General features: G+C 52.4%; 24 protein-coding genes. 21 read left to right on the top strand and 3 right to left on the bottom strand.

Annotated features, from left to right (window positions below; genetic code table 11):
* The first annotated feature begins 5 nt into the window (after window positions 1–5).
* The 9 genes from rsgA to B5D52_RS05680 all read left to right on the top strand — a co-directional run bounded on the left by rsgA (window position 6) and on the right by B5D52_RS05680 (window position 8,854).
* A complete protein-coding gene (gene rsgA, locus B5D52_RS05720; RefSeq protein ID WP_016146653.1) occupies window positions 6–902 on the top strand; it encodes a ribosome small subunit-dependent GTPase A in 897 nt (298 codons plus the stop codon).
* A complete protein-coding gene (locus B5D52_RS05715; RefSeq protein WP_016146652.1) occupies window positions 872–1,528 on the top strand; it encodes a thiamine diphosphokinase in 657 nt (218 codons plus the stop codon). The genes rsgA and B5D52_RS05715 overlap by 31 nt, the downstream gene beginning before the upstream one ends.
* A 148-nt stretch (window positions 1,529–1,676) precedes the next feature.
* Window positions 1,677–2,882 (top strand): pyridoxal phosphate-dependent aminotransferase, encoded by a 1,206-nt coding sequence (locus B5D52_RS05710; protein WP_016146651.1) that lies wholly within the window; start codon window positions 1,677–1,679, stop codon window positions 2,880–2,882.
* 123 nt (window positions 2,883–3,005) lie between these two features.
* Window positions 3,006–4,436: an adenylosuccinate lyase gene (purB, locus tag B5D52_RS05705; protein WP_016146650.1), complete on the top strand. Its 1,431-nt coding sequence runs from the start codon at window positions 3,006–3,008 to the stop codon at window positions 4,434–4,436.
* 74 nt (window positions 4,437–4,510) lie between these two features.
* Complete coding sequence (secD, locus tag B5D52_RS05700) at window positions 4,511–5,845, top strand: protein translocase subunit SecD (RefSeq protein WP_016146649.1); 1,335 nt, start codon at window positions 4,511–4,513, stop codon at window positions 5,843–5,845.
* 17 nt (window positions 5,846–5,862) lie between these two features.
* Entirely contained in the window at window positions 5,863–6,774 is a 912-nt protein-coding gene (gene secF / locus B5D52_RS05695; RefSeq protein WP_016146648.1) for a protein translocase subunit SecF, read from the top strand.
* Window positions 6,775–6,835: 61 nt separating this feature from the next.
* A complete protein-coding gene (locus B5D52_RS05690; RefSeq protein WP_016146647.1) occupies window positions 6,836–7,624 on the top strand; it encodes a sugar phosphate isomerase/epimerase family protein in 789 nt (262 codons plus the stop codon).
* Between the two features lie 103 nt (window positions 7,625–7,727).
* Window positions 7,728–8,186 (top strand): transcriptional regulator NrdR, encoded by a 459-nt coding sequence (nrdR, locus tag B5D52_RS05685; protein WP_016146646.1) that lies wholly within the window; start codon window positions 7,728–7,730, stop codon window positions 8,184–8,186.
* 53 nt (window positions 8,187–8,239) lie between these two features.
* On the top strand, window positions 8,240–8,854 hold the full coding sequence (locus tag B5D52_RS05680) for a suppressor of fused domain protein (RefSeq protein ID WP_016146645.1): 615 nt from the start codon (window positions 8,240–8,242) through the stop codon (window positions 8,852–8,854).
* Window positions 8,855–8,915: 61 nt separating this feature from the next.
* Here B5D52_RS05680 and fabD read toward each other — a convergent pair whose 3' ends face one another.
* A complete protein-coding gene (gene fabD, locus B5D52_RS05675) occupies window positions 8,916–9,833 on the bottom strand; it encodes an ACP S-malonyltransferase (RefSeq protein ID WP_016146644.1) in 918 nt (305 codons plus the stop codon).
* A 255-nt stretch (window positions 9,834–10,088) separates the two neighbouring features.
* Here fabD and B5D52_RS05670 point away from each other — a divergent pair, with 255 nt between their 5' ends.
* From B5D52_RS05670 to B5D52_RS05620, 11 genes are all read left to right on the top strand, one after another.
* Window positions 10,089–11,072, top strand: coding sequence for a beta-ketoacyl-ACP synthase III (locus tag B5D52_RS05670; protein ID WP_040332464.1), 984 nt, complete (start codon window positions 10,089–10,091; stop codon window positions 11,070–11,072).
* Window positions 11,073–11,082: 10 nt separating this feature from the next.
* Window positions 11,083–12,042, top strand: coding sequence for an enoyl-[acyl-carrier-protein] reductase FabK (gene fabK / locus B5D52_RS05665; protein WP_016146642.1), 960 nt, complete (start codon window positions 11,083–11,085; stop codon window positions 12,040–12,042).
* Window positions 12,043–12,045: 3 nt separating this feature from the next.
* Complete coding sequence (fabG, locus tag B5D52_RS05660; RefSeq protein ID WP_016146641.1) at window positions 12,046–12,777, top strand: 3-oxoacyl-[acyl-carrier-protein] reductase; 732 nt, start codon at window positions 12,046–12,048, stop codon at window positions 12,775–12,777.
* A gap of 12 nt (window positions 12,778–12,789) precedes the next feature.
* Window positions 12,790–14,025: a beta-ketoacyl-ACP synthase II gene (fabF, locus tag B5D52_RS05655; RefSeq protein ID WP_016146640.1), complete on the top strand. Its 1,236-nt coding sequence runs from the start codon at window positions 12,790–12,792 to the stop codon at window positions 14,023–14,025.
* Window positions 14,026–14,487: an acetyl-CoA carboxylase biotin carboxyl carrier protein gene (gene accB, locus B5D52_RS05650; protein WP_016146639.1), complete on the top strand. Its 462-nt coding sequence runs from the start codon at window positions 14,026–14,028 to the stop codon at window positions 14,485–14,487.
* Window positions 14,488–14,500: 13 nt separating this feature from the next.
* Entirely contained in the window at window positions 14,501–14,923 is a 423-nt protein-coding gene (gene fabZ, locus B5D52_RS05645) for a 3-hydroxyacyl-ACP dehydratase FabZ (protein ID WP_016146638.1), read from the top strand.
* A gap of 16 nt (window positions 14,924–14,939) precedes the next feature.
* Window positions 14,940–16,286, top strand: coding sequence for an acetyl-CoA carboxylase biotin carboxylase subunit (gene accC / locus B5D52_RS05640; protein ID WP_016146637.1), 1,347 nt, complete (start codon window positions 14,940–14,942; stop codon window positions 16,284–16,286).
* Between the two features lie 23 nt (window positions 16,287–16,309).
* Window positions 16,310–17,161 carry an acetyl-CoA carboxylase, carboxyltransferase subunit beta gene (gene accD, locus B5D52_RS05635; protein WP_040332645.1) on the top strand — a complete coding sequence of 284 codons (852 nt, stop codon included), beginning with the start codon at window positions 16,310–16,312 and terminating at the stop codon, window positions 17,159–17,161.
* Window positions 17,158–17,949, top strand: a complete 792-nt coding sequence (locus B5D52_RS05630) for an acetyl-CoA carboxylase carboxyltransferase subunit alpha (protein ID WP_016146635.1) — start codon at window positions 17,158–17,160, stop codon at window positions 17,947–17,949. The genes accD and B5D52_RS05630 overlap by 4 nt, the downstream gene beginning before the upstream one ends.
* Window positions 17,950–17,977: 28 nt before the next feature.
* A complete protein-coding gene (gene acpP / locus B5D52_RS05625; protein ID WP_016146634.1) occupies window positions 17,978–18,202 on the top strand; it encodes an acyl carrier protein in 225 nt (74 codons plus the stop codon).
* Between the two features lie 124 nt (window positions 18,203–18,326).
* Window positions 18,327–18,884, top strand: a complete 558-nt coding sequence (locus tag B5D52_RS05620) for a hypothetical protein (protein WP_016146633.1) — start codon at window positions 18,327–18,329, stop codon at window positions 18,882–18,884.
* A gap of 49 nt (window positions 18,885–18,933) precedes the next feature.
* Here the strand turns inward: B5D52_RS05620 and B5D52_RS05615 are convergent, their stop codons facing one another.
* Together B5D52_RS05615 and B5D52_RS05610 are read right to left on the bottom strand one after the other, a co-directional pair.
* Window positions 18,934–19,824, bottom strand: a complete 891-nt coding sequence (locus tag B5D52_RS05615) for a C40 family peptidase (RefSeq protein ID WP_162608071.1) — start codon at window positions 19,822–19,824, stop codon at window positions 18,934–18,936.
* A 67-nt stretch (window positions 19,825–19,891) separates the two neighbouring features.
* Window positions 19,892–20,191 carry a hypothetical protein gene (locus tag B5D52_RS05610; RefSeq protein ID WP_016146631.1) on the bottom strand — a complete coding sequence of 100 codons (300 nt, stop codon included), beginning with the start codon at window positions 20,189–20,191 and terminating at the stop codon, window positions 19,892–19,894.
* A 210-nt stretch (window positions 20,192–20,401) separates the two neighbouring features.
* Between B5D52_RS05610 and mtaB the strand changes: the two genes are divergently transcribed.
* A complete protein-coding gene (gene mtaB / locus B5D52_RS05605; RefSeq protein ID WP_016146630.1) occupies window positions 20,402–21,697 on the top strand; it encodes a tRNA (N(6)-L-threonylcarbamoyladenosine(37)-C(2))-methylthiotransferase MtaB in 1,296 nt (431 codons plus the stop codon).
* Window positions 21,698–21,758: the final 61 nt, after the last annotated feature.

Genomic DNA, 21,758 nt, shown 5'->3' with positions numbered 1-21,758 from the left:
CCGCAATGTACATGGAAGGACGTATTTTAAAGGGTATCGGTGGTTTTTACTACGTCGATACCAAGGAAGGTGTCGTTGAGTGCAAAGCACGCGGCAAGTTCCGTAAGACCATCGGCAAACCGATTGTCGGTGATCTGGTAGAGCTCGAAGTACAAGCGGACGGAACAGGATATCTGCTTGAGATTAAATCTCGCAAAAACAGTCTCATCCGTCCGGCTGTCGCAAACCTTGATCTGGTTGTCATCGTTGCGACCGAAGCACAACCCAAAACCGAACCGTTTCTGATCGATAAGGTCATCGCGATTGCAGAAAACAAGGGCATCGACTCCTGTGTCGTGCTGAATAAATGCGATCTCAACGATAGTCAGGAACTCTATGAAATTTACAAGAGTGTCGGAATCGAAGTATTCCGTTTGAGTGCAGCGACTGGGGAGGGCGTAGAGGAACTGCGCACCTTCCTGCGCGGCAAGGCGGCTGCCTTCGCCGGTAATTCCGGCGTTGGCAAGTCCAGCCTGCTCAACCGATTGATTCCGGACTTCGCTGCCGAAACCGGTACAATCTCCGATCGTATCGGCCGTGGCCGTCACACAACCCGTCACGTTGAACTTGTTCCTTATGATGGTGGATATATTGCCGACACGCCGGGCTTTTCCTCGTTCGACACCGAGCAGATGGATCTTGTCCTGCGAGAAGATCTGCAATATGCATTCCGTGAGTTCGAACCCTACTTGATGCAGTGCCAGTTTACCGGCTGTGCACATGTCAAAGAAAAGGGATGTGCCATCCGAGCAGCCGTGGAGGCGGGTGAAATCGCGCAGTCACGCTATGACAGCTATGTCAAACTGTACGAAAGTGTAAAGGATCTGAAAGAATGGAAACTTGGCAAGGAACAGAAGCGCTGATTTTATCCGGTTCCCCGGAGCAGGAAGTCGGTTATGTTGCAAACTTTTTGCAGGCGCATCCGTCTGTTAAAGTCGTCTGTGCCGACTCCGGTACACGCCATCTTGCCAAGCTGCATTGTCATCCCGACCTGATTGTCGGAGACTTTGATTCCAGTGTCTGTCCGGATATCGACTGTGAGCGCATTCAGCTGGTACCCGAAAAAGATGACACAGACACCATGCACGCCTTGCAGGTTGTCATCGATCGCGGGTGCACCTCAGTTTGGATTGCCTGTGCAACCGGTGGACGGCTCGATCATCTGCTGTCCAATCTCTCCCTATGTGAATATGCCTGGGAGCGCGGCTGCACCTGCCGTATTCTGGATGCACAGAACGAACTGTTCTTTGTCGATTCCGACACCATTGAACTTGCACGGGATGATGCATATAAGTATTTTTCCATCATTCCGCTGGACTACACACTGCACGGTGTCTCCATCACAGGTGCAAAATATCCGTTATCTGATGCATCGGTCACGCGCAGCACGATGTACACAATCTCAAACGAAGTGACCGCATCGCACGCGCGCATTGCGATCAAACAGGGAAGAGCGTTTATTATTCGTTCCCGTGATCGCGCTCGCTGATCTTCGCACTTTGTCACAATCGCTCTGATTCTTCTGGAGTCAGAGCGATTTTTTTGTTTTCTATGCCTTGCAGCTTTTTCGCTCTCATCTTGCAAAAATCGATCAATTGCCGTATAATAGAATTACTAAACCAAGGGGGTCACTATAAATGCATCAGGATCTTAAGCCCATTTCAAAAATTGCATCCCGTGTACAGGCATCTACCACATTGGTGATTGACTCGATGTTCAAAGATATGAAGGCCAACGGTATCGATGTTGTCGGTTTTGGCGCCGGCGAGCCCGATTTTCCCACGCCCGAGCACATCAAGCAGGCTGGTATTCTCGCAATTGAAAACAATAAAACCAAATATACACCGGCATCCGGTCTGCTTGAGCTGAAAAAGGCTGCTTGCTACCGCATGCGTGAAGATTACGGTCTGGAGTATCGTCCCGAGCAGATCGTTGTCGCTTCCGGCGCAAAGCACGTCGTTTTCCTCTCGCTCATGGTTCTCTGCGATCCGGGTGATGAGGTCGTAATCGCAGCACCGTACTGGGTTTCTTACAGCGAAATGGTTCAGCAGGCAGGCGCAATTCCGGTCATCGTTGCAGCAGGTCAGGATCAGCACTTCAAAATCACCGCCGATCAGCTGGAAGCTGCTATTACGCCCAAGACCAAAGCGTTTATGCTCAACTCTCCCTCGAACCCGACTGGTATGGTTTACACCAAGGAAGAGCTGCAGGCAATCGCTGATGTCTGCATCAAGCACAATCTGTATGTAATCGCTGACGATATTTACAGCAATCTGGTTTATGATGATCTGGAGTACTGCTCGATTGCCTCTCTGGGTGAAGAGATCAACCGCCGCTGCATCGTCATCAACGGTGTATCCAAGTCCTATGCTATGACCGGTTGGCGTATCGGTTATGCCGCAGCGTCCCCCGAAATCGCGCGTGCAATGAGCAACTATGTCAGTCACTCGACCTCCGCGCCCAGCACCATTTCCCAGTATGCTGCCATCGAAGCACTGAACGGCCCGCAGGAAGATATTGAATACATGCGCAAGGCATTCCAGGCACGTCGTGACCACTTGGTTGAGCGCATGAATAAAATCGAAGGCGTTTCCTGCATTAAGCCGCAGGGTGCATTCTACGTTATGATGGACATGCATTCCTTTATCGGCAAGGAAATGTACGGCCAGAAAATCAACGATGACAATGACTTTGCCAAGCTGTTCCTGGAAAAGGGTCTGGTTGCAACCGTACCTTGTACTGCGTTCGCAGCCCCCGGCTTTATCCGCTGGAGCTACGCAACGTCTATGCAAGAAATCGATAAGGGCCTCGACCGACTGGAAGAGTTTATTAAAAACGCCTAAAATCATCGGCGATCTGCATTTTTTCTTGCAGGCACCTGCGAAAACTGCTAAAATAAAGACGGACGTTTTCGTCCGTCTTTTTTGTTCATTTGACCAATTTTGTATGCGAAAGGATGTCTAACATTGAGCGCTGTTTATGAAAGTCCGTTCTCGGCACGTTATGCTTCCAAGGAGATGCTGTATGTCTTTTCTCCCGACATGAAGTTCTCCACCTGGCGTCGTCTGTGGATCTCTCTGGCTAAGGCAGAGAAGGCTCTGGGTCTCAACATCACCCAGGAGCAGATCGATGAAATGGAGGCCAACAAGGACAACATCGACTACGAAGTCGCCCGTGCACGTGAGAAGGAAGTCCGCCATGACGTTATGAGTCATGTCTATGCTTTCGGTAAGGTTGCCCCCAAAGCTGCCGGCATTATTCATCTGGGAGCGACCAGCGCTTATGTAGGCGATAATACCGACATCATTCAGCTGCGTGAAGGCCTCAAGCTGGTACGTAAAAAGCTGGTTGCTGTTCTGGAAAAGCTGTCTGTCTTCGCAGAAGAGCACAAGGCGCAGCCCACCCTTGGTTTCACCCATTTCCAGCCCGCACAGCTGACCACCGTCGGCAAGCGTGCAACCCTTTGGATGAACGAGCTGCTCATGGACCTCGATGAGATCAACTACCGTATCGAGAATCTGCGCATGCTGGGCTCTAAGGGCACTACCGGTACGCAGGCTTCCTTTATGGAACTGTTCGACGGCGATGATGAGAAGATCAAGAAGATGGAGCAGATGATCGCTGACGATTTCGGCTTCGCTGGTGTTGTTCCGGTTTCCGGTCAGACCTACTCCCGTAAGATCGACGCTCAGGTACTCGCTACGCTGTCCGGCATCGCACAGTCTGCCGGTAAGTTTGCAACCGACCTGCGCCTGCTCCAGCACCTCAAGGAGATCGAAGAGCCCTTCGAAGCACATCAGATTGGCTCGTCTGCAATGCCCTACAAGCGCAATCCCATGCGTTCCGAGCGTATCTGCGCTCTGGCTCGCTATGTCATCTGCGACAGCCTGAACCCTGCCTTTACCGCTTACAATCAGTGGTTCGAGCGTACGCTGGACGACTCCGCCAACAAGCGTATCTCCATTCCGGAAGGCTTCCTGGCTGTCGACGCCATCCTGAACATCATGATCAACGTCGTCTCCGGTCTGGTTGTATATCCCAAGGTCATTCATCAGCGCGTCATGAACGAGCTGCCCTTTATGGCAACCGAGAACATCATGATGAGTGCTGTAAAGCGCGGCGGCAACCGTCAGGAGCTGCATGAGCAGATTCGTATGCACTCCATGGCAGCTGGCAAGCGCATCAAGGAGGAAGGTCTGGAAAATGACCTGATCGATCGCATTGCTGCTGACCCGATGTTCGGTCTGACCCGTGAAGAAATCATGGCAGAGCTCGATCCCGCTCGCTACATCGGACGCTGCCCGGCACAGGTCGACGATTTCCTGCACAACGAAGTTGAGCCTCGTATCAAGCCCTACCTCGCAGACGCAGATATTACGGTCGAAATCAATCTGTAATCGACCGATTTGACAACCCTGTCGAATGGGGCTATAATACACGTTATGTGTATTTTATTTAGGAGGTTTAAAACGTGAAAAAGAGTATTTTCTCTTTTATTGCCGTGATCCTGCTCATTGGTGTGATGGCCGTCGCGACAATTAAGGGACTCACCATCCCTGGCGGATTCGTCACCCCGGTCAACATGTCGGCCGAAGATGCCGAAAACGCCACGGTCATCATCCCCAGCATTCACGATGCTACCAATGGTATCCGTCGTGGTCTGGACCTGGTAGGCGGTTCGTCTATCACCTTTGAGGCCATTCTGCCCGAGGATTACGACAACGGTAACCTGGCAAATGACATGGTTACCGCACAGAGCCTGCTGCGCAGCCGTCTGACTGCCGAAGGCTACACCGAAGCCAACGTCTCCATCCAGGGTGACAATCGTCTGCTGGTCGAGATCCCCAACATCAAGAATCCCGAAGACGCGGTACAGATGCTGGGTGCTACGGCAAAGCTGTCCTTTATGGATATGACTGGTAAGGAATGGCTGACCGGTTCGGACATCAAGCAGGCAACTGCTGTCTATGGCAAGCCGTCCGCAAGCTCGGTTGTCGATGAATGGTATGTTGCACTGGAGTTTAACTCCGATGCTGTTCAGAAGTTCTACGAAGCCACTTCTGCAATCTCTCAGATGGATGCAGCCAGCGGTCAGAATCTGCTCGCCATCGTTCTGGACGATCAGATCGTTTCCGCTCCGGCCGTTAGTCAGGCAATCAACAGCTCCACTTGCTCAATCAACGGTAACTTCACCGAGGATTCCGCGCGTGAGCTTGCAAACCTGATCAACGTCGGTCAGCTGCCGTTCTCGCTGCAGCAGGTTGAGCTGCGTTCGGTTGGCCCGCAGCTGGGCGCTGATGCACTCAAAACCAGCGTTTACGCCGCAGCCATCGGTATTGCTCTCGTTTGCATCTTTATGATTCTGGTCTATCGTCTGCCTGGCTTCATCGCCTGCATCGCGCTGGCCTTCTACTGCACTCTCGAGCTGATCATTCTGGGGCTGCTGCATGTTAACCTTTCGCTGCCCGGTATTGCCGGTATCATCCTGTCGATCGGTATGGCAGTTGACGCAAACGTCATTATCTTCGAACGCGTCAAGGAAGAGCTGCGTGCAGGTAAGACGGTTAAATCCGCGATTGATTCGGGCTTTAAGCGTGCATTCACTGCAATTTTGGACTCTAACGTTACGACCCTGATCGCTGCTGGCGTCCTGTATTTCCTGGGTACCGGTACGATCGTCGGCTTTGCTACAACGCTTGGACTGGGTGTCATCATCTCCATGTTCACTGCGCTGACCCTCACGCACTTCCTGCTCAATCGCATGGTCGACTTTAAGATTCGCAGTCCTAAGGTCTACGGTGCGTAAGGAGGGGAGGAGCCAAAATGAAGAACCATTTTTCAATCGTAAAGCATTTTAAGATTTTTGCTGTTATTTCCGTCCTGCTCTGCATCACCGGTCTGGTCAGCTTGCTGGCACTTCCGTTCGGTGTGAACCTTTATAACTTTGACATCGACTTCGCCGGCGGCACGCAGATGGAATTCCGCATGGAAAACACCGAGCTCAACGCAGATGTCCTCAATGAGATTCAGGCTCTGGTAAAGGACACGACCGGTGTAGAACCCAACGCACCGCAGATCACGGGCGATGAGAACAACGAAGTTATCATCCGTTCGACCAGCCTCACCAGTGAGCAGCGTGCAGACGTGATCACTGCGATGCAGGAAAAGTATGGTCTGACCGATGACGATCTGATCTCCAACGAAGACGTCGGCAAGACGGTCGGTGACGACCTGAAGAAGGCAGCTTTCCTGTCTGCAATCGTTGCCGTTGTTCTGATGCTCGTCTACATCTCGTTCCGCTTTGAGTTTACCTCTGGTCTGGCTGCTGTCATCTGCCTGATTCATGACCTTCTGGCCATGCTGTCGGTTTACGTCATCTTCCAGCTGCCGTTCAACCAGAACTTTATCGCGTGCGCGCTGACCATTCTCGGTTACTCGATCAATGCGTCGATCATCGTATTCGACCGTATTCGTGAAAACCTGCGCACCGCACGCAAGGAAAGCTTCGAGTCGATTGCCGATCGTTCGATCTGGCAGACCATGGGTCGTACCATCAATACCACGCTCACCACGCTGTTCACCATCGGTATGGTGTTCATTCTGGGTGTACCGTCGCTGCGCAACTTCACGCTGCCGCTTCTGATAGGTATTGTATCTGGTGCCTACTCGTCTATCTTCCTGTCCAGCTCTCTGTGGGCTTTCTTCAGAAAGCGCTTCAAGAAGCACCGCGTATAACAACCATAAAGAAGGATACCGTTTTGGTGTCCTTCTTTTCTTTCACGAAAGGAGGGCGTCCATGCGCCTCGGCATCTCCACCGCTTGTTTTTATCCGCAGCCGCTCGAAGAAACCATTGACCGGATTGCATCCCTCGGTTTCTCGGTCATCGAGATTTTCTTCAACACCGAAAGCGAATATGATCCGTCTTTTCTGGATACGCTGAAGCGATTAACCGATCGCAACGGTATCGAAATCATTTCCATTCATCCTTACACGTCTTTGATGGAAGGCATGCTTTTATTCTCAAACTACGCACGCCGAACAGAGGATGGACTGACACAATACCGCAAATACATGCGTGCCGCAGCACGATTGGGCGCTCAATATCTGACCTTTCACGGAGAGCGTTTCATGGCACAGGAGACTCTGTTTGAACACATGAACCGCACCTATGAGGTCTATCACACGTTATGCGATATGGCACAGCAGGAGGGGATCACACTAACGCAGGAGAACGTCGCATGGTGTAAATCCCGTGACCCGGAATATCTGCGGCTGCTGACCGAACATGTCCCCGAACTGCGCTACACGCTGGATATCAAGCAGGCCAACCGTGCCGGTCAGCATTGGTCGGCCTACCTGGATGTGATGGGAAATCGTCTGCGCAATATCCATATTAACGATTACGATACCACCCACAGCTGTCTGCTGCCAGGGGAGGGAAGTATGGATTACGACCTGCTCATGCAGTCGCTGAAACGGTATCAATACGACCATCAGATGCTGATCGAGGTCTATTCTGCAAACTTTTCTGACGATTCTCAAGTACAATGTGCAGGCGATTTGCTTCGCGCAAAATTATATTGAGCCCTCAAAGATTTTTGCGATTTTTGCAAAAATCTCTTTGCCGCAGATTGGTTCTATGGTAAAATATATGCATGAACCTATGTGAAGATAAGTGAGTGATCTTATGAAGTGCCCGTTCTGTAATTACCCCGACAGCAAGGTCGTAGATTCTCGACCGACAGACGAGGGAACTAGCATCCGCCGCAGACGCGAATGCCTTCACTGCCTCAAGCGTTTCACAACCTACGAGACGATTGAGCGCCTGCCCCTTATGCTGGTCAAACGTGATGGCACCCGTGAGCCTTATGATCGTAATAAACTGCTCAGCGGTGTGATGAAAGCATGCGAAAAGCGCCCGGTACCTCAGGCACGCTTGGAGCAACTGGTAGATACCGTCGAACAAAAATTGTTCGGTACACTGGAAACCGAAATTTCTTCTCAGAAAATCGGTGAAATGGTCATGCAGGAGTTGAAAAACGTCGACGAAGTGGCCTATGTACGCTTCGCGTCGGTCTATCGTCAGTTCAAGGACATCAATACCTTCCTGGAAGAGCTCAATTCTCTGCTGCAAAACAAGAAGTAAGCAAAAGCGGCCTGTTTTTGGCCGCTTTTTCGTGATAAGGAGATGATATAATCATGGATATGCCCGAAACCAGCGGTTGGGACGCCATTACGCAGGCCATGCTCACCTTATACCCTGACCAAACTAATCCAATCCACTATGCACCAGTTCTGAGCTATCGTATGGGCGGCAACGACCCGCTCGACGGCATCAGCATTTACGACGGCGGTTCGTACTACCACTTTGTCACCTATGGATTTTCCGAGCTCTACGAAAAGGAATCTCAGCATGCTGCATACAGCGGTCTGGGCTTTGAACTGACGTTAAAGCTCAAAAAAGACGGCATCCGCAAGCGCGACAAGGAATATAAAAATATCTGCGGCATTTTGCAGACGCTCGCACGCATGTCCTTTGAAGACGGCGATATTTTCTCTCCCGAAGAGTATATTTATACCGGCCAGACTACCGGCATTGATGCGGATGGAAGCTCGCAAATCACCGGATTTTTAACTATGGAAGATAAGCTAGGTACAATGGATACACCGAACGGCAAGGTACAGTTTGTTCAGCTGGTCGGTGCCACCGATGCTGAGCTGAAAGCCCTTGTAGAGGACAAAACAACGGTCTCTGCGCTGCTTGAGAAGTTACCCGATGGACTGACCGATTATACTCGAGATTCCATTCTATAACCAAAAAGAACCTGACAAATGTCAGGTTCTTTTCATTTTATTTCGCCTTTCTTTTTCTGAATTATGCGCCAGCAACTGCTGCAACATCTTCCGGTGTTTCTGCCGTGCGCACGGTCAGTTCCTTGCTGATCTTCTTAGCAAAACCAGCCAGAGTCTTGCCCGGGCCGATCTCAACACCAGTGGTCAGACCGTCTGCCATGCCGTTTGCAACCAGACTCTTCCAGCGTACCGGAGAGCACATATGACGCTCCAGATGTGCGGGCAGATCGGTAACTTCCAGTTTCTCACCCGTTACATTGGTGTAAATCGGCATCACTGCTTCGTGTACGGTCAGATCCTGCGCGAATGCACGCAGTTCCTTTGCAGCCTCAGCCATCAGGCTGGTATGGAATGCGCCGCTGACTGCGAGGGGAAGGGCACGGCGTGCACCAGCCTCCTTGCAAGCTGCAATTGCCTTCTCAACTGCGGGACGCTCACCAGCGATAACCAGCTGACCCGGGCAGTTATAGTTTACCGGGAACACAATGCCGTCGACCGATGCACAAGCCTGCTCAACCTGCTCGTCTTCCAGTCCCAGAATCGCTGCCATGCAGCCATCCATGGAATCTGCTGCCTGCTGCATCAGCTGTCCGCGGCGGCGTACCAGACGAATACCGTCCTCAACGGACAGAATTCCTGCTGCTACCAGCGCGGTATACTCACCGAGCGAAAAACCTGCGCATGCCTTGAAAGTAACACCGGCATCCTTGAGTGCCTCATAGCAAGCCAGCGAATGGGTGAAAATCGCAATCTGCGAATTGACCGTACGATTCAGCTCTTCCTGGCTGCTCTCAAAGCACAGTTTTGCAACGTCCAGGTCTGCAACAGACGATGCGCGATCAAATACACGGCGTGCCGCCTCGCTGCTCTCATACAGCGCCTGACCCATCTGTGTGTGCTGTGCGCCCTGTCCAGGGAAAAATGCAAATCCGTATTCCATTACCTTCTCCTCCATTGTTCATGGTTTTCAAAACCACGTATTTTTCCATCTTTTCCGTTTTTTCTATCAAGAAAAGGTTGACATCACAATCGGGTCTTATTATAATATTATAAGATTACTTTGTCAATCAAACTATCGCCAAATTCTAAATCTTTTGTCGATTTGGTGGTTTCCGGCGATTGATAAAGTAAATTTTTTTCCGCTGCAAATCTGGCAGGATTTAACACCGGATTTATATTATAAAACGCGAGGAGCGTGAACAATATCGGTACGAGACTGATTGGTACTGGCAGTTACATGCCGGACCTGAAATTGACGAACGAAATGCTGGAAAGCATGGTAGATACCAACGACGAATGGATCGTAAAACGCACGGGTATCCGCGAGCGCCGTATTGCACAAAATACCGCGACTTGGGAACTGGCTCTCGAGGCTGGTCGACGTGCACTGGAGGATGCTGCTCTGGACGCATCCGAGCTCGACCTCATCATCGTCGGCACCGCAACCCCGGACTTCTTCACGCCCTCGGTTTCCTGTATGGTACAGGGCAAGCTGGGCGCATCCAAGGCAATGGCTTTTGATCTGTCCGCGGCCTGCTCGGGTTTTGTGTACAGTGTAGATGTTGCAGACAGCTTCATCCGTGCAGGGAAGGCCAAGACTGTCTTGGTCATCTGCGCAGAGACGCTCAGCCGCATCATCGACTACACCGACCGCTCTACCTGTGTCATCTTCGGTGATGGTGCAGCAGCTGCTGTATTCCAGGCTTCTGAGCAGGAAGGTGTCCTGACGACCTACATGCGTGCAAACGGTACGCTGGGTGAGTGCCTCAAGGCACAATGCCTGCCGGTAGAAGATCCTCTGGCACAGGGTCCCCGCGCTGTGTGCGACCACCGTTTCCTGAAAATGGCTGGCAGCGATGTATTCCGTTTCACTGCATCTGCTGTACCCGAGGCCATTGATGCGGTACTGCATCAGGCAAATATGACTGCCGATCAGATTGATTGGTTCGTTCTGCATCAGGCAAATGTACGTATCCTGCAAATGGTCACCACACGCTATGGTCTGGACCCCAAAAAGGTTTACGTCAACATTGATCGTTACGGCAACACCTCTGGTGTCAGCGTTGCACTTTGTTTGGATGAAATGCGCAAGAATGGTCAGCTCAAGGCCGGCCAGCACATCGTTATTAGCGGATTCGGCGGCGGCCTGACTTATGGCGCTGCACTGATTCGGATTTGAGGAGGATATCATGAAAACCAGAATTACAGAGCTTCTCGGAATTGAATACCCTGTTTTCCAGGGTGCTATGGCTTGGATCGCAAACGGTCATCTGGCAGCTGCTGTCAGCGAGGCTGGCGGCCTTGGTATCATCGCCGGCGGTGCTGCTCCGGTTGAAGTCATCCGTCAGGAGATCCACACCGCACGTGCTCTGACCAAAAAGCCGCTGGGCTTAAATATCATGCTGCTCAGCCCCAATGCAGATGATCTGGCAAAGCTGGCTGTAGAAGAAAAGATCGAGGTCATCACCACCGGTGCAGGCAACCCCGGCAAGTATCTGGCAGACTGGAAGGCTGCAAACATCAAGGTCATTCCGGTCGTTGCATCGGTTGCACTGGCAAAGCGCATGGAGCGCGCTGGTGCAGATGCTGTCATCGCTGAGGGTATGGAGTCCGGCGGTCACATCGGCGAGACCACCACGATGGCTCTGCTGCCGCAGGTTGTCGATGCAGTCAGCATTCCGGTAATCGGCGCCGGCGGCGCAGGTGATGGCCGCGGTGTTGCTGCAATGCTGGCACTGGGCGCAGAAGGCGTACAGTGCGGCACCATCTTCCTGACCGCAGAAGAGTGCGAAATCTCGGACAAGTACAAGGAACTTGTGCTCAAGGCAAGCGATATTTCGACCATGGTTACCGGCCGTGCAAACGGTCATCCGGTTCGCTCCATCAAGTCTCCGCTGGTGCGCAAGTGTGCACAGCTGGAAAAGACCGGCGACGACCGTTCGCTTGAGGAAATCGAGGCCATGACCGCAGGTTCGCTGCGCAAGGCTGTTCAGGACGGCAACTTTGAGGAAGGTACCTTCATGTCCGGTCAGATTGCTGGTCTGCTCAATGAGCCCACCACCTGTAAGGCAATCATGGACAAGCTCATCGGCGGAGCTGAGGAAGTACTGGCCGCTCGCGCCGCACGTTTTGTTGGAAAGGAAGGCTAACGCATGGCATTAGCAATCATTACTGGTGGTTCCCGCGGTATTGGCGCCGCGATCGCTGAAAAACTGGCCGAGCAGGGTCACGACGTTGTCATCAACTGCTCTTCTTCGGTAGAAAAGGCGGAAGCAGTTGCAGAAAAGTGCCGTGCACACGGTGTTCGTGCCGTTGCAAAGGCTTGGAACGTCGCTGACTTTGCAGCATGTGACGCAGCGCTCAAGGAAATCAAGGAAGAGCTTGGCGTGCCGGGTATTCTGGTCAATAACGCCGGTATCACCCGCGATGGTCTGCTCGTACGCATGAGCGAGGCACAGTTTGACGAGGTCATCAACACCAACCTCAAGGGTGCATTCAACATGCTCCGTCTGTGTGGTGCGATGATGCTGCGTGCCAAGGCTGGCCGTATCGTCAACATCAGCTCGGTTTCCGGCGTCGCCGGAAACGCTGGTCAGGTCAACTACTCGGCTGCAAAGGCCGGTCTGATCGGTATGACCAAATCCGCAGCAAAGGAACTCGGTGCGCGCGGCATCACGGTAAATGCTGTCGCTCCCGGTTTCATCGATACTGATATGACCCAAAACCTTCCGGACGCTGTCAAGGAAGGCGCAAAAAAGCAAATTGCTCTCGGCCGTTTTGGCCAGCCGGAAGAGATCGCAAATGTCGTTGCGTTTCTCGCATCCGACGCCGCATCTTACGTAACCGGTCAGGTTATCATCGCAGACGGCGGCATGGGCATCTAAGGAGGATCATACATGGAAAGAGTCGTTATCACAGGTATGGGTGCAGTTACCCCGATCGGTAATGATGTCCCGACCTTCTGGGAGGGTCTGAAGACCGGCAAAAACGGTATTGGACCGATTACCCATTTTGATACTACCAACTTTAAAGCAAAGCTTGCGGCTGAAGTCAAGGACTTCGACCCGACTTTGTATGTTGATAAGCGCGAGGCAAAGCGCATGGACAGCTACTGCCATTTTGCAGTCGCAGCAGCCAAGCAGGCCGCAGATCAGGCCGGACTGGTCGAAGGTTCCTTCGATCCCTATCGTTCGGGCGTGTTCTTCGGTTCCGGTGTTGGCGGCCTGAAGGTATTTGAGGATGAATTCCCCAAGATGGTCGAAAAGGGCCCCGGCCGCGTGTCTCCGCTCTGCATTCCCGAGATGATCGCCAACATGGGCGCAGCGCATATCTCCATGCTGCTCGGCTTTAAGGGCGAATCCATCTGCCCGGTTACCGCTTGTGCAACCGGCAACCATGCAATCGGCGAGGCATACCGCGCCATCAAGCATGGCTATCAGGACGTTATGATCGCAGGCGGCGCAGAGGCATGCATCATTCGCATCGCGACTGCTGGCTTCCAGAACATGAAGGCACTGCATACCGGCGAAGACCCGGAGGCAGCTTCGGTTCCGTTCGATGCACGCCGCAGCGGTTTTGTCATGGGTGAGGGCGCTGGTGCACTTGTACTCGAGAGCCTGAGCCATGCAAAGGCACGCGGTGCGAAAATTCTGGCTGAGGTCATCGGCTACGGCGCAACCTCGGACGCATACCACATCACAGCTCCCGATCCGGAAGGTGAGGGCGGCGCACGCGCTATGATGGTTGCAATGGCTGACGCTGGCATCACCCCCGATCAGGTTGATTATATCAACGCACACGGCACCTCAACTCCGATCAATGAGAAGATCGAGACCATGGCAATCAAGAAGGCACTGGGCGAGAGTGCATACAAGGTGCACATTTCTTCTACCAAGTCGATGACCGGCCATCTGCTCGGCGCAGCAGGTGCGGTCGAGGCGATTGCCTGTGTCATGGCAATCCAGAACGGCATCATTCCGCCCACCATCGGCTACAAGGAACCCGATCCGGATTGTGATTTGGACATCACACCCAACCATGCAGTAGAAGCGCCCGTCAATATCGCACTGAGCAACTCTCTGGGCTTTGGCGGTCACAATGCAGCTCTGCTGTTCCGGAAAATGGAGGACTAAATGGACGCAAAAGAATTAAAGGCACTCTCGATTGACCTGATGGATGCCGTCCGTCAGCGCAATCTTTCCGCGTTCTCGCTCAAGTGTGAGGATTTTCAGATTCGCATCGAAGCGCAGCAGGCTCCGGTTGCTGTAGCCGCTCCCGCTGTTGCAGTCGCTGCTCCGGCAGCTGCCGCAGCACCGCAGGCACAGCCCGCAGCCGCTTCTCCGGTCGAGGAATCCTTCTCCGGCACGCCGGTTGAGGCACCTCTGGTCGGCATCTTTTACAGCGCTCCCGCTCCCGAAGAGCCGCCGTTTATCGAGGTCGGCCAGCAGGTCAAGAAGGGCGACACGCTGTTTATCATCGAAGCAATGAAGACCATGAACGAAATTACCGCCCCCTGTGACGGCACAGTCAGCCGTATTCTCGCTCAGAACGGCGACATGGTCGAATACAAGCAGGTACTTGTCGTCATCGAGTAAGGAGGGCAATCACATGCTAACCAAAGAACAAATCATGGAGATCATCCCGCATCGTCCGCCGATGCTGCTGGTTGATACCATTACCGAACAGTCTGACAATGGCGCAAAGGGTGAGTTGCATCTGTCCGGCGAAGAATTCTTCTTCCAGGGCCATTTCCCCGGCGCACCGATCATGCCCGCTGTCTTCCAGCTGGAAGCACTAGCTCAGGTCGGCGCAGTTGCACTGCTCTCTCAGGAGCAGAACCGCGGTAAGACCGCTTTCTACACCAGCATCGACAAGGCCAAGTTCCGCCGCATGGTTCATCCGGGCGAGACGCTGTGCATGGAGATCGAGCTGGTCAAGCAGCGCGGCCCGCTTGCGATTGCACAGGGCAAGACCTTCGTAAACGGAGAACTGGCTTCCGAAGCAGAAATTAAGTGCTTCATCGGCAAGTGATTCGGGTGATTGTATTATGTTTCAAAAAATCCTAATTGCCAATCGCGGTGAAATCGCAGTGCGCATCATCCGCGCCTGCCGTGATCTTGGCATCATCTCGGTTGCTGTGTATTCAGAAGCCGATCGCGAGGCACTGCACGCGCAGATTGCTGACGAGGCCATTTGCATCGGCCCCGCCAATCCGCGTGACAGCTATCTCAATATGCAGAACCTGATCTCGGCAGCGCTGGCATCGGGGGCGCAGGCAATTCATCCCGGTTTCGGTTTCCTGTCTGAGAACGCTGAATTTGCACAGATGGCCATTGAAAACGGCATTGCCTTCATCGGCCCCAAGCCACAGACCATTCATCTGCTGGGTGATAAGTCCGAGGCAAAGCGTACCGCCATCGCAGCTGGTGTACCGGTTGCTCTAGGTTCGGACGGCGCGGTCGCCGATTATGCCGAGGCTGAGGCCTGGGCAAAAAAGATCGGCTATCCGGTTATGCTGAAGGCTTCCGCCGGTGGCGGCGGCAAGGGTATCCGTGTCGCAAAGACTCCGGAAGAGCTCAAGAGCGCCTACGACACTGCATCGAGTGAGGCACAGGCAAACTTTGGTGATGGTCGTCTGTATATCGAACGATACGTTGAGAATCCGCGCCACATCGAAGTGCAGATTCTGGGTGATACGCAGGGCAACGTCGTACATCTCTTTGAACGTGAATGCTCCATCCAGCGCCGTCATCAGAAACTGCTGGAGGAAGCACCTTCGTTCTTCCTCGATCCGGAAACCCGCGAAAAGATGTGCTGTGCTGCGCGTGATCTTGCCAAAAAGGTTGGCTACATCAATGCCGGTACGGTAGAATTTTTGGTCGATAACGACAAGAATTTCTTCTTCTGTGAGATGAACACCCGCATTCAGGTAGAGCATCCGGTCACCGAGCAAGTTACCGGTGTTGATCTGGTCTGCGAGCAGATTCGTATTGCAGCAGGAGAGCCGCTGTCGTTTACGCAGGAAGACCTGCATCTGCGCGGTCACGCCATTGAATGCCGTATCAACGCAGAAGATCCCGCACGTGATTTCGCACCCTGTCCGGGACGAATCAACGCAATGCATCTGCCCGGCGGTCCGGGTGTCCGCATGGATACCGCTGCCTATCAGGGCTACATGATCCCGCCGTTCTACGACAGCATGATCGGCAAACTGATCGTCAGCGGCGAAGACCGAACCCAGGCAATCGCTCGCATGCGTCGTGCGCTCGCTGAGACCTTGTTCGACGGCGTTACCACCAGCACCGATTTCCACTTACATCTGCTGGCATCGGATGCATTTATTTCGGGTAATTTCCACACAAATTCCATCGCCAACGGCGATTTTGACCGCTAAGAAAGGAGGTTTTCTATATGCTGATCGATCTTTTTCAGAAAACAAGAACAACCTCCATGCAGATGAAATCTGCATCGACGCTGCCTGAGGAAAAGCCGCAGATTGTCTGCAAAGCCTGTGGTACCCACTTGCAGGCACGCAATTATGGCCGTAACCTTTACGTCTGCCCGTCTTGCGGACACTATGCGCGTCTGCTTGCTCGCACGCGTATCCGCATTACTGCCGACAAGGATTCTTTCTCCGAGCTGTTTTCCAACATCCGTCCCTGCAATCCGCTGGACTTCGAGGGATACAGCGAGAAGCTGGAAACCCTTCAGGAAAAGACCGGCATGAAAGACGCCGTGATTACCGGTGTGTGCACCATCGGCGGTCTTGAGACCTGCCTTGGTGTCATGGATAGCCATTTCCTGATGGCTTCTATGGGCAGCGTGGTCGGTGAAAAGCTGACCCGCCTGTTTGAATATGCGACCCGCCACAAGCTGCCTGTAATCCTGTTCACGGCTTCCGGCGGCGCTCGCATGCAGGAAGGTATGTTCTCTCTGCTGCAGATGGCCAAAGTATCCGGTGCGGTACGCCGTCACTCGGACGCTGGTCTGCTCTACATCACCGTTCTGACCGACCCGACGACCGGCGGTGTAACGGCAAGTTTCGCTTCGCTCGGAGATATTATTTTGGCCGAGCCTCGTGCAACGATCGGCTTTGCTGGCCGACGCGTCATCGAGGGTACCATCGGCGAAAAACTTCCGGACGATTTTCAGTCCGCAGAGTTCTTGCTTGCGCACGGATTTTGTGATAAAATTGTAGCGCGTAATCAAATGAAGCACACGCTGGAAACGCTCCTGCGGATGCATCAGAGACAGGGGGATTCGGTATGAGTACAAAAGAAAAACTCCCTGTACGCGAGAAAATGCGTATCATTCACGACAGCAAACGTCCCACGATCGACGATTACACCCGCACCATCTTCGATGATTTCATCGAACTGCATGGTGATCGCGGTTATGCGGATGACTATGCCATCTGCGCTGGTGTTGCTACCTTCCAGGGCATTCCGGTTACGGTCATCGGCCATCGCAAGGGTAAAAACACCGAGGAAAACATCAAGGCAAACTTTGCAATGGCGCATCCTGAGGGGTACCGCAAGGCACTGCGTCTGGCAAAGCAGGCTGAGAAATTCCATCGTCCGGTCATCTGCTTTGTTGATACCGCCGGTGCATTCTGCGGTGTCGGTGCCGAGGAGCGCGGACAGGGTGAGGCGATTGCTCGCTGCCTGAGTGATTTTATGGCGCTGCGCACCCCGGTTATCAGCATTGTAACCGGTGAAGGCGGTTCGGGCGGTGCGCTTGCACTGGCCGTAGCCGACCGCGTTTTGATGCTGGAAAATGCCATTTATTCGGTCATCTCGCCGCGTGGATGTGCGTCTATTCTGTGGAAGGACGCCAGCCGGGAATTTGAAGCTGCGGAGCGTCTGAAAATCACTGCGGATGATCTGTATGCATTCGGCATGATTGAAGGCATCATTCCGGAAAGTAGTTCCCTGATGCGCAATGTCAAAAAAGCAATTGGTGAACAGCTGCGAGAGCTGATGAATGTATCGCAGATTGACCAACTGCTTGAAAAACGCTACGAGAAATTCCGCAAAATCGGAATTTTCGCAGAATAAAAACTCTTTATCAAAAAGGAGACACACTATGTTTGAAAAGATTTGTGAGCTGCTGGCTGAGAAGTTCGACGCAGACGCAGCGTCCATGACCATGGACACCAAGATCAAGGAAGATCTGAACGCTGACTCCCTCGACATCGTTGAGCTGATGATGGATCTGGAGGAGAACTTCGGTATCTCCATTTCCGACGAGGAAGCTATGAAGATGTCCACCATCGGTGATATCTGCAAGTACATCGAAGAGAATCAGTAATTGATCGCTTTGCGTACAAGAAAGCATCCCAGTTTGGGATGCTTTTTTCTATGCTCGGAAAACATAACCATGCGCCTACCGACATATCTTTTATCAAAAGAGTCGGGAAGTGAGGCGTCCTATCATGCTGCGTAAATATTTGCCCTCTGTCTGCATGTTCGTTTGTCTGCTGCTCTGTGTGCTTCTAATCGGACGAGTCGTCTTGCACAGTGACATACCGCTGCACATGCCGCGCACAACCGTTCAGCGGGTTTCCGGACGTGACGCTGAGCAGGATACCAGACAAATCACACTCGACGGCGGTGCCCTGACTACTCTGATTTCCCGGCAGCTTCCGGTTGATTTCCCGCTGACCAATTTGAACATTCAATTGACCGAGCAGGGAAGTGCATGTTTTACCGCAGACATCGACCCCAGCGCGCTGGAATTGCCGCGCGCTGCCTCGATCCTGTTGCCCAATACATGCAAACTCACCGCAGTTGTCTCAATCGGATATCAGGAAGGTTCCATCATCCTGCATCCGCAGGCGCTCGAAATCGGAGGACTTACACTGCCGCACAACTTACTGGAGCCAGTCTGTGATACGCTTGCTGAGGCTGCAACCAATGGACTGCGTGCACAGGGCATTTCGCTGCAATCGCTCTCGATTGAAAATGAAATCCTATACATCAACTTAGATTAATAAAAAAAGACCTGAAACCAATTTGGTTTTAGGTCTTGTCATTTGCTCATTACAGGACGCGGCCGCCCCACATGAAGTTCTTGTAATAGTTGCCAGAGTTCAGGGTATCATACTTGACATACGAACCGGTGTGCGGAGAGTGAATGAACTCGCCCTCACCAACATAAATGCCAACATGGTTTACCTTGGAACCATTGCCGAAGAATACCAGATCGCCGGGCTTGAGCTCAGAGATCGAATTGATACGGGTGTAAGTCTGGCTCTGTTCCGAAGAAGTACGGGGCAGGGAAATGCCCAGTGCATTACGGAATACGTATGTAGTAAAACCAGAGCAGTCAAAACCACTCGGCGTGCTGCCGCCGTAAACATACGGGGTACCCAGGAACTTCTCTGCATAGCTGAGCAGCTTGTCCGCTTCTGCGCTGGACTGTTCCTGCGTAGCAGCAGCCTCATGATGCTGTGCCGGGGTATCGGTCATGGTATGCTCGAAGGTCAGATAATCAGCATAGATATAACCTGCCGTATCATCAATCGCAACGCGGTACCAGCCATCGACAACGCCATTGACGTCAACACAATCATCGGTATTCAGCTGGAGCATAACCTCGGAATCGGTGTTGGGCTCGGTACGGATGTTAACCGAATCCTCGTTTACGATACCCGTTCCCAGATCTACGTCTCCGTCTTCGCTGTACTGAATATAGTCTGCGCTAACATAACCAATTGCGCCATTATACGCAACGCGATACCATTCACTGGTATTGTCGATGACTGCTACTCTCGCGCCGCTCGGAATTGCACCGATTACAGTGCCTCCTGCGGATTCACGGAAATTCAAGTTGGTAGAAGCGGTATTAACACCCGCATAAAGGGCGGATGCATTTCCGATGACCATCGCTGCTGAAAGTGCGGTCGTCAGCACCACCTTTACGTGCTTCATCTTCATATGAATACTCCTTCTCTTCGCCGAACCATGCGGATCGGCGATTCAAACGTGGGTTTCTGTCTTACTTCGCCGACAACGCACGGCTCAGCCAAATGGAAGCAATATCCATCGCGCTCCACAGGCTGCTCTTTTCGCTCTTCTTAACGATGCGATCCTTCATGCGAACGGTCTGGCTGGTCTGCTGAAGCTGAACCGCAACCTTAGTCGCAACCTCGAGGTCGCCCTCTTTCTTGGTCTCGAGAATCTGCATCATAATGATGTAGCGATCTTCCATGCTGCCGTAATAAATAATGTTCTCTTTTCGCATCAGAGGATGGCCCTTGTACATCAGGAGCTCTCCGTCTTTGACGATAGATGCCATACAAAATCTCCTTCTCTAATATTACAAAACGATGTTGTAAATTACATTTTGGTTACAAACGCGAATTACAATACGTGTATATAATATCACAATAAGTTGTGATTGTCAAACTAAAATTTACTAAACAAGCGAAATCCGACCGTTCTTATTGTGTTCTTGCGCACTTTCGCGTATAATATAAGGCAATCTTACAAGAAATGAGTTCTATCCATGAAATTCGGTTTTTACACTTTAGGCTGTAAAGTGAACCTGTTCGAAACACAGGCACTGATGCAGCAGGCACAGGCGCGCGGACATGAAATCTGCACGCACGATGCCGACGCTTTCATCATCAATACTTGCAGTGTCACCGCTATCAGCGATCACAAAAACCTGCGCGCATTCCATAAAATTCGTCGGGAAAATCCGCATGCAATCATTGCCGCCTGCGGCTGTTTTGCCCAGACTGAGCCCGACAAACTGCAAGCCAGCGGAGAGATCGACCTCATCTGCGGTACCTCCGCGCGCTCTGAAGTCATCGCACTGTGCGAAGAAGCCATACAGGGAAGATTCCCGCACGATCTGGACAAGTTCCGCTGTCCCGGACGCAGCTACGAAGTATTGCCTGCTGGCGTACCTGTTGGACGCACACGCGCGCTGCTCAAGGTAGAGGATGGGTGTGACAACTACTGTACTTACTGCATTATCCCGTATGCACGCGGACATGTTCGCTCCATGCCCATGGATACCGCGGTATCCGAAGCGATCCGTCTATCCGAGGCGGGAGTACAGGAAATTGTCGTGACCGGCATTGAAATTTCTTCCTATGGGCGTGATCTTCCCAAACAGCCATCCCTGCTGGATTTGATTGTGCAGCTTTGCCAAGCTGTTCCGCACACTTATATTCGTCTAGGCTCTTTGGAACCACGCACGATTGACGAAAATTTCTGTCAATCGCTCGCCGCATATCAAAATTTACGACCCCATTTTCATCTATCCTTGCAAAGTGGCTGCGACAGCACGCTGGCTCGCATGAAGCGCCGTTATACGGCTGCATTCTTTGCTGAACGCTGCGAACAATTACGCACATACTTCCCGGACTGCTCAATCACGACCGATCTGATCGTGGGATTTCCCGGTGAAACCGATGCAGAATTTGAGCAGACCCTACAATTTATCCAGCAATGTCAGTTCTCGGACATGCATGTATTCCCATACTCCGTTCGTCCGGGTACGCCGGCAGCATCCATGCCCATGCAGATTCCCGATGCAGAAAAATCTGCACGCGCGACAAAAGCAAAATCGATTGCCGCCCAGATGAGCGCAGACTACCGCAGTCGATTTATTGGCCGCACCATGAACGTATTGTTTGAACACCCGGTGAGCGGTTCCGATCTATGGAGTGGACACAGTGACTTCTGCTTTCCTGTACAGGCTGCGCACCCGGCAATCTCCAAAAACAAGCAGCTGCCCGTGCAAATCACCGGTCTGACCGAAAGCGGATTGTCCGGAAAGATCTGTCTTTGACAAAACTTTCAGCAGCGATTATACTGAAAAACAGTACATTTACAAAAAGGAGGGCGGTGCA

It is taken from the genome of Butyricicoccus pullicaecorum DSM 23266, from assembly GCF_900167005.1.
GTDB lineage: Bacteria > Bacillota > Clostridia > Oscillospirales > Butyricicoccaceae > Butyricicoccus > Butyricicoccus pullicaecorum.
Note: the sequence above shows the minus strand (reverse complement) of the source record. Positions and strands in the feature narration are given on the sequence as shown.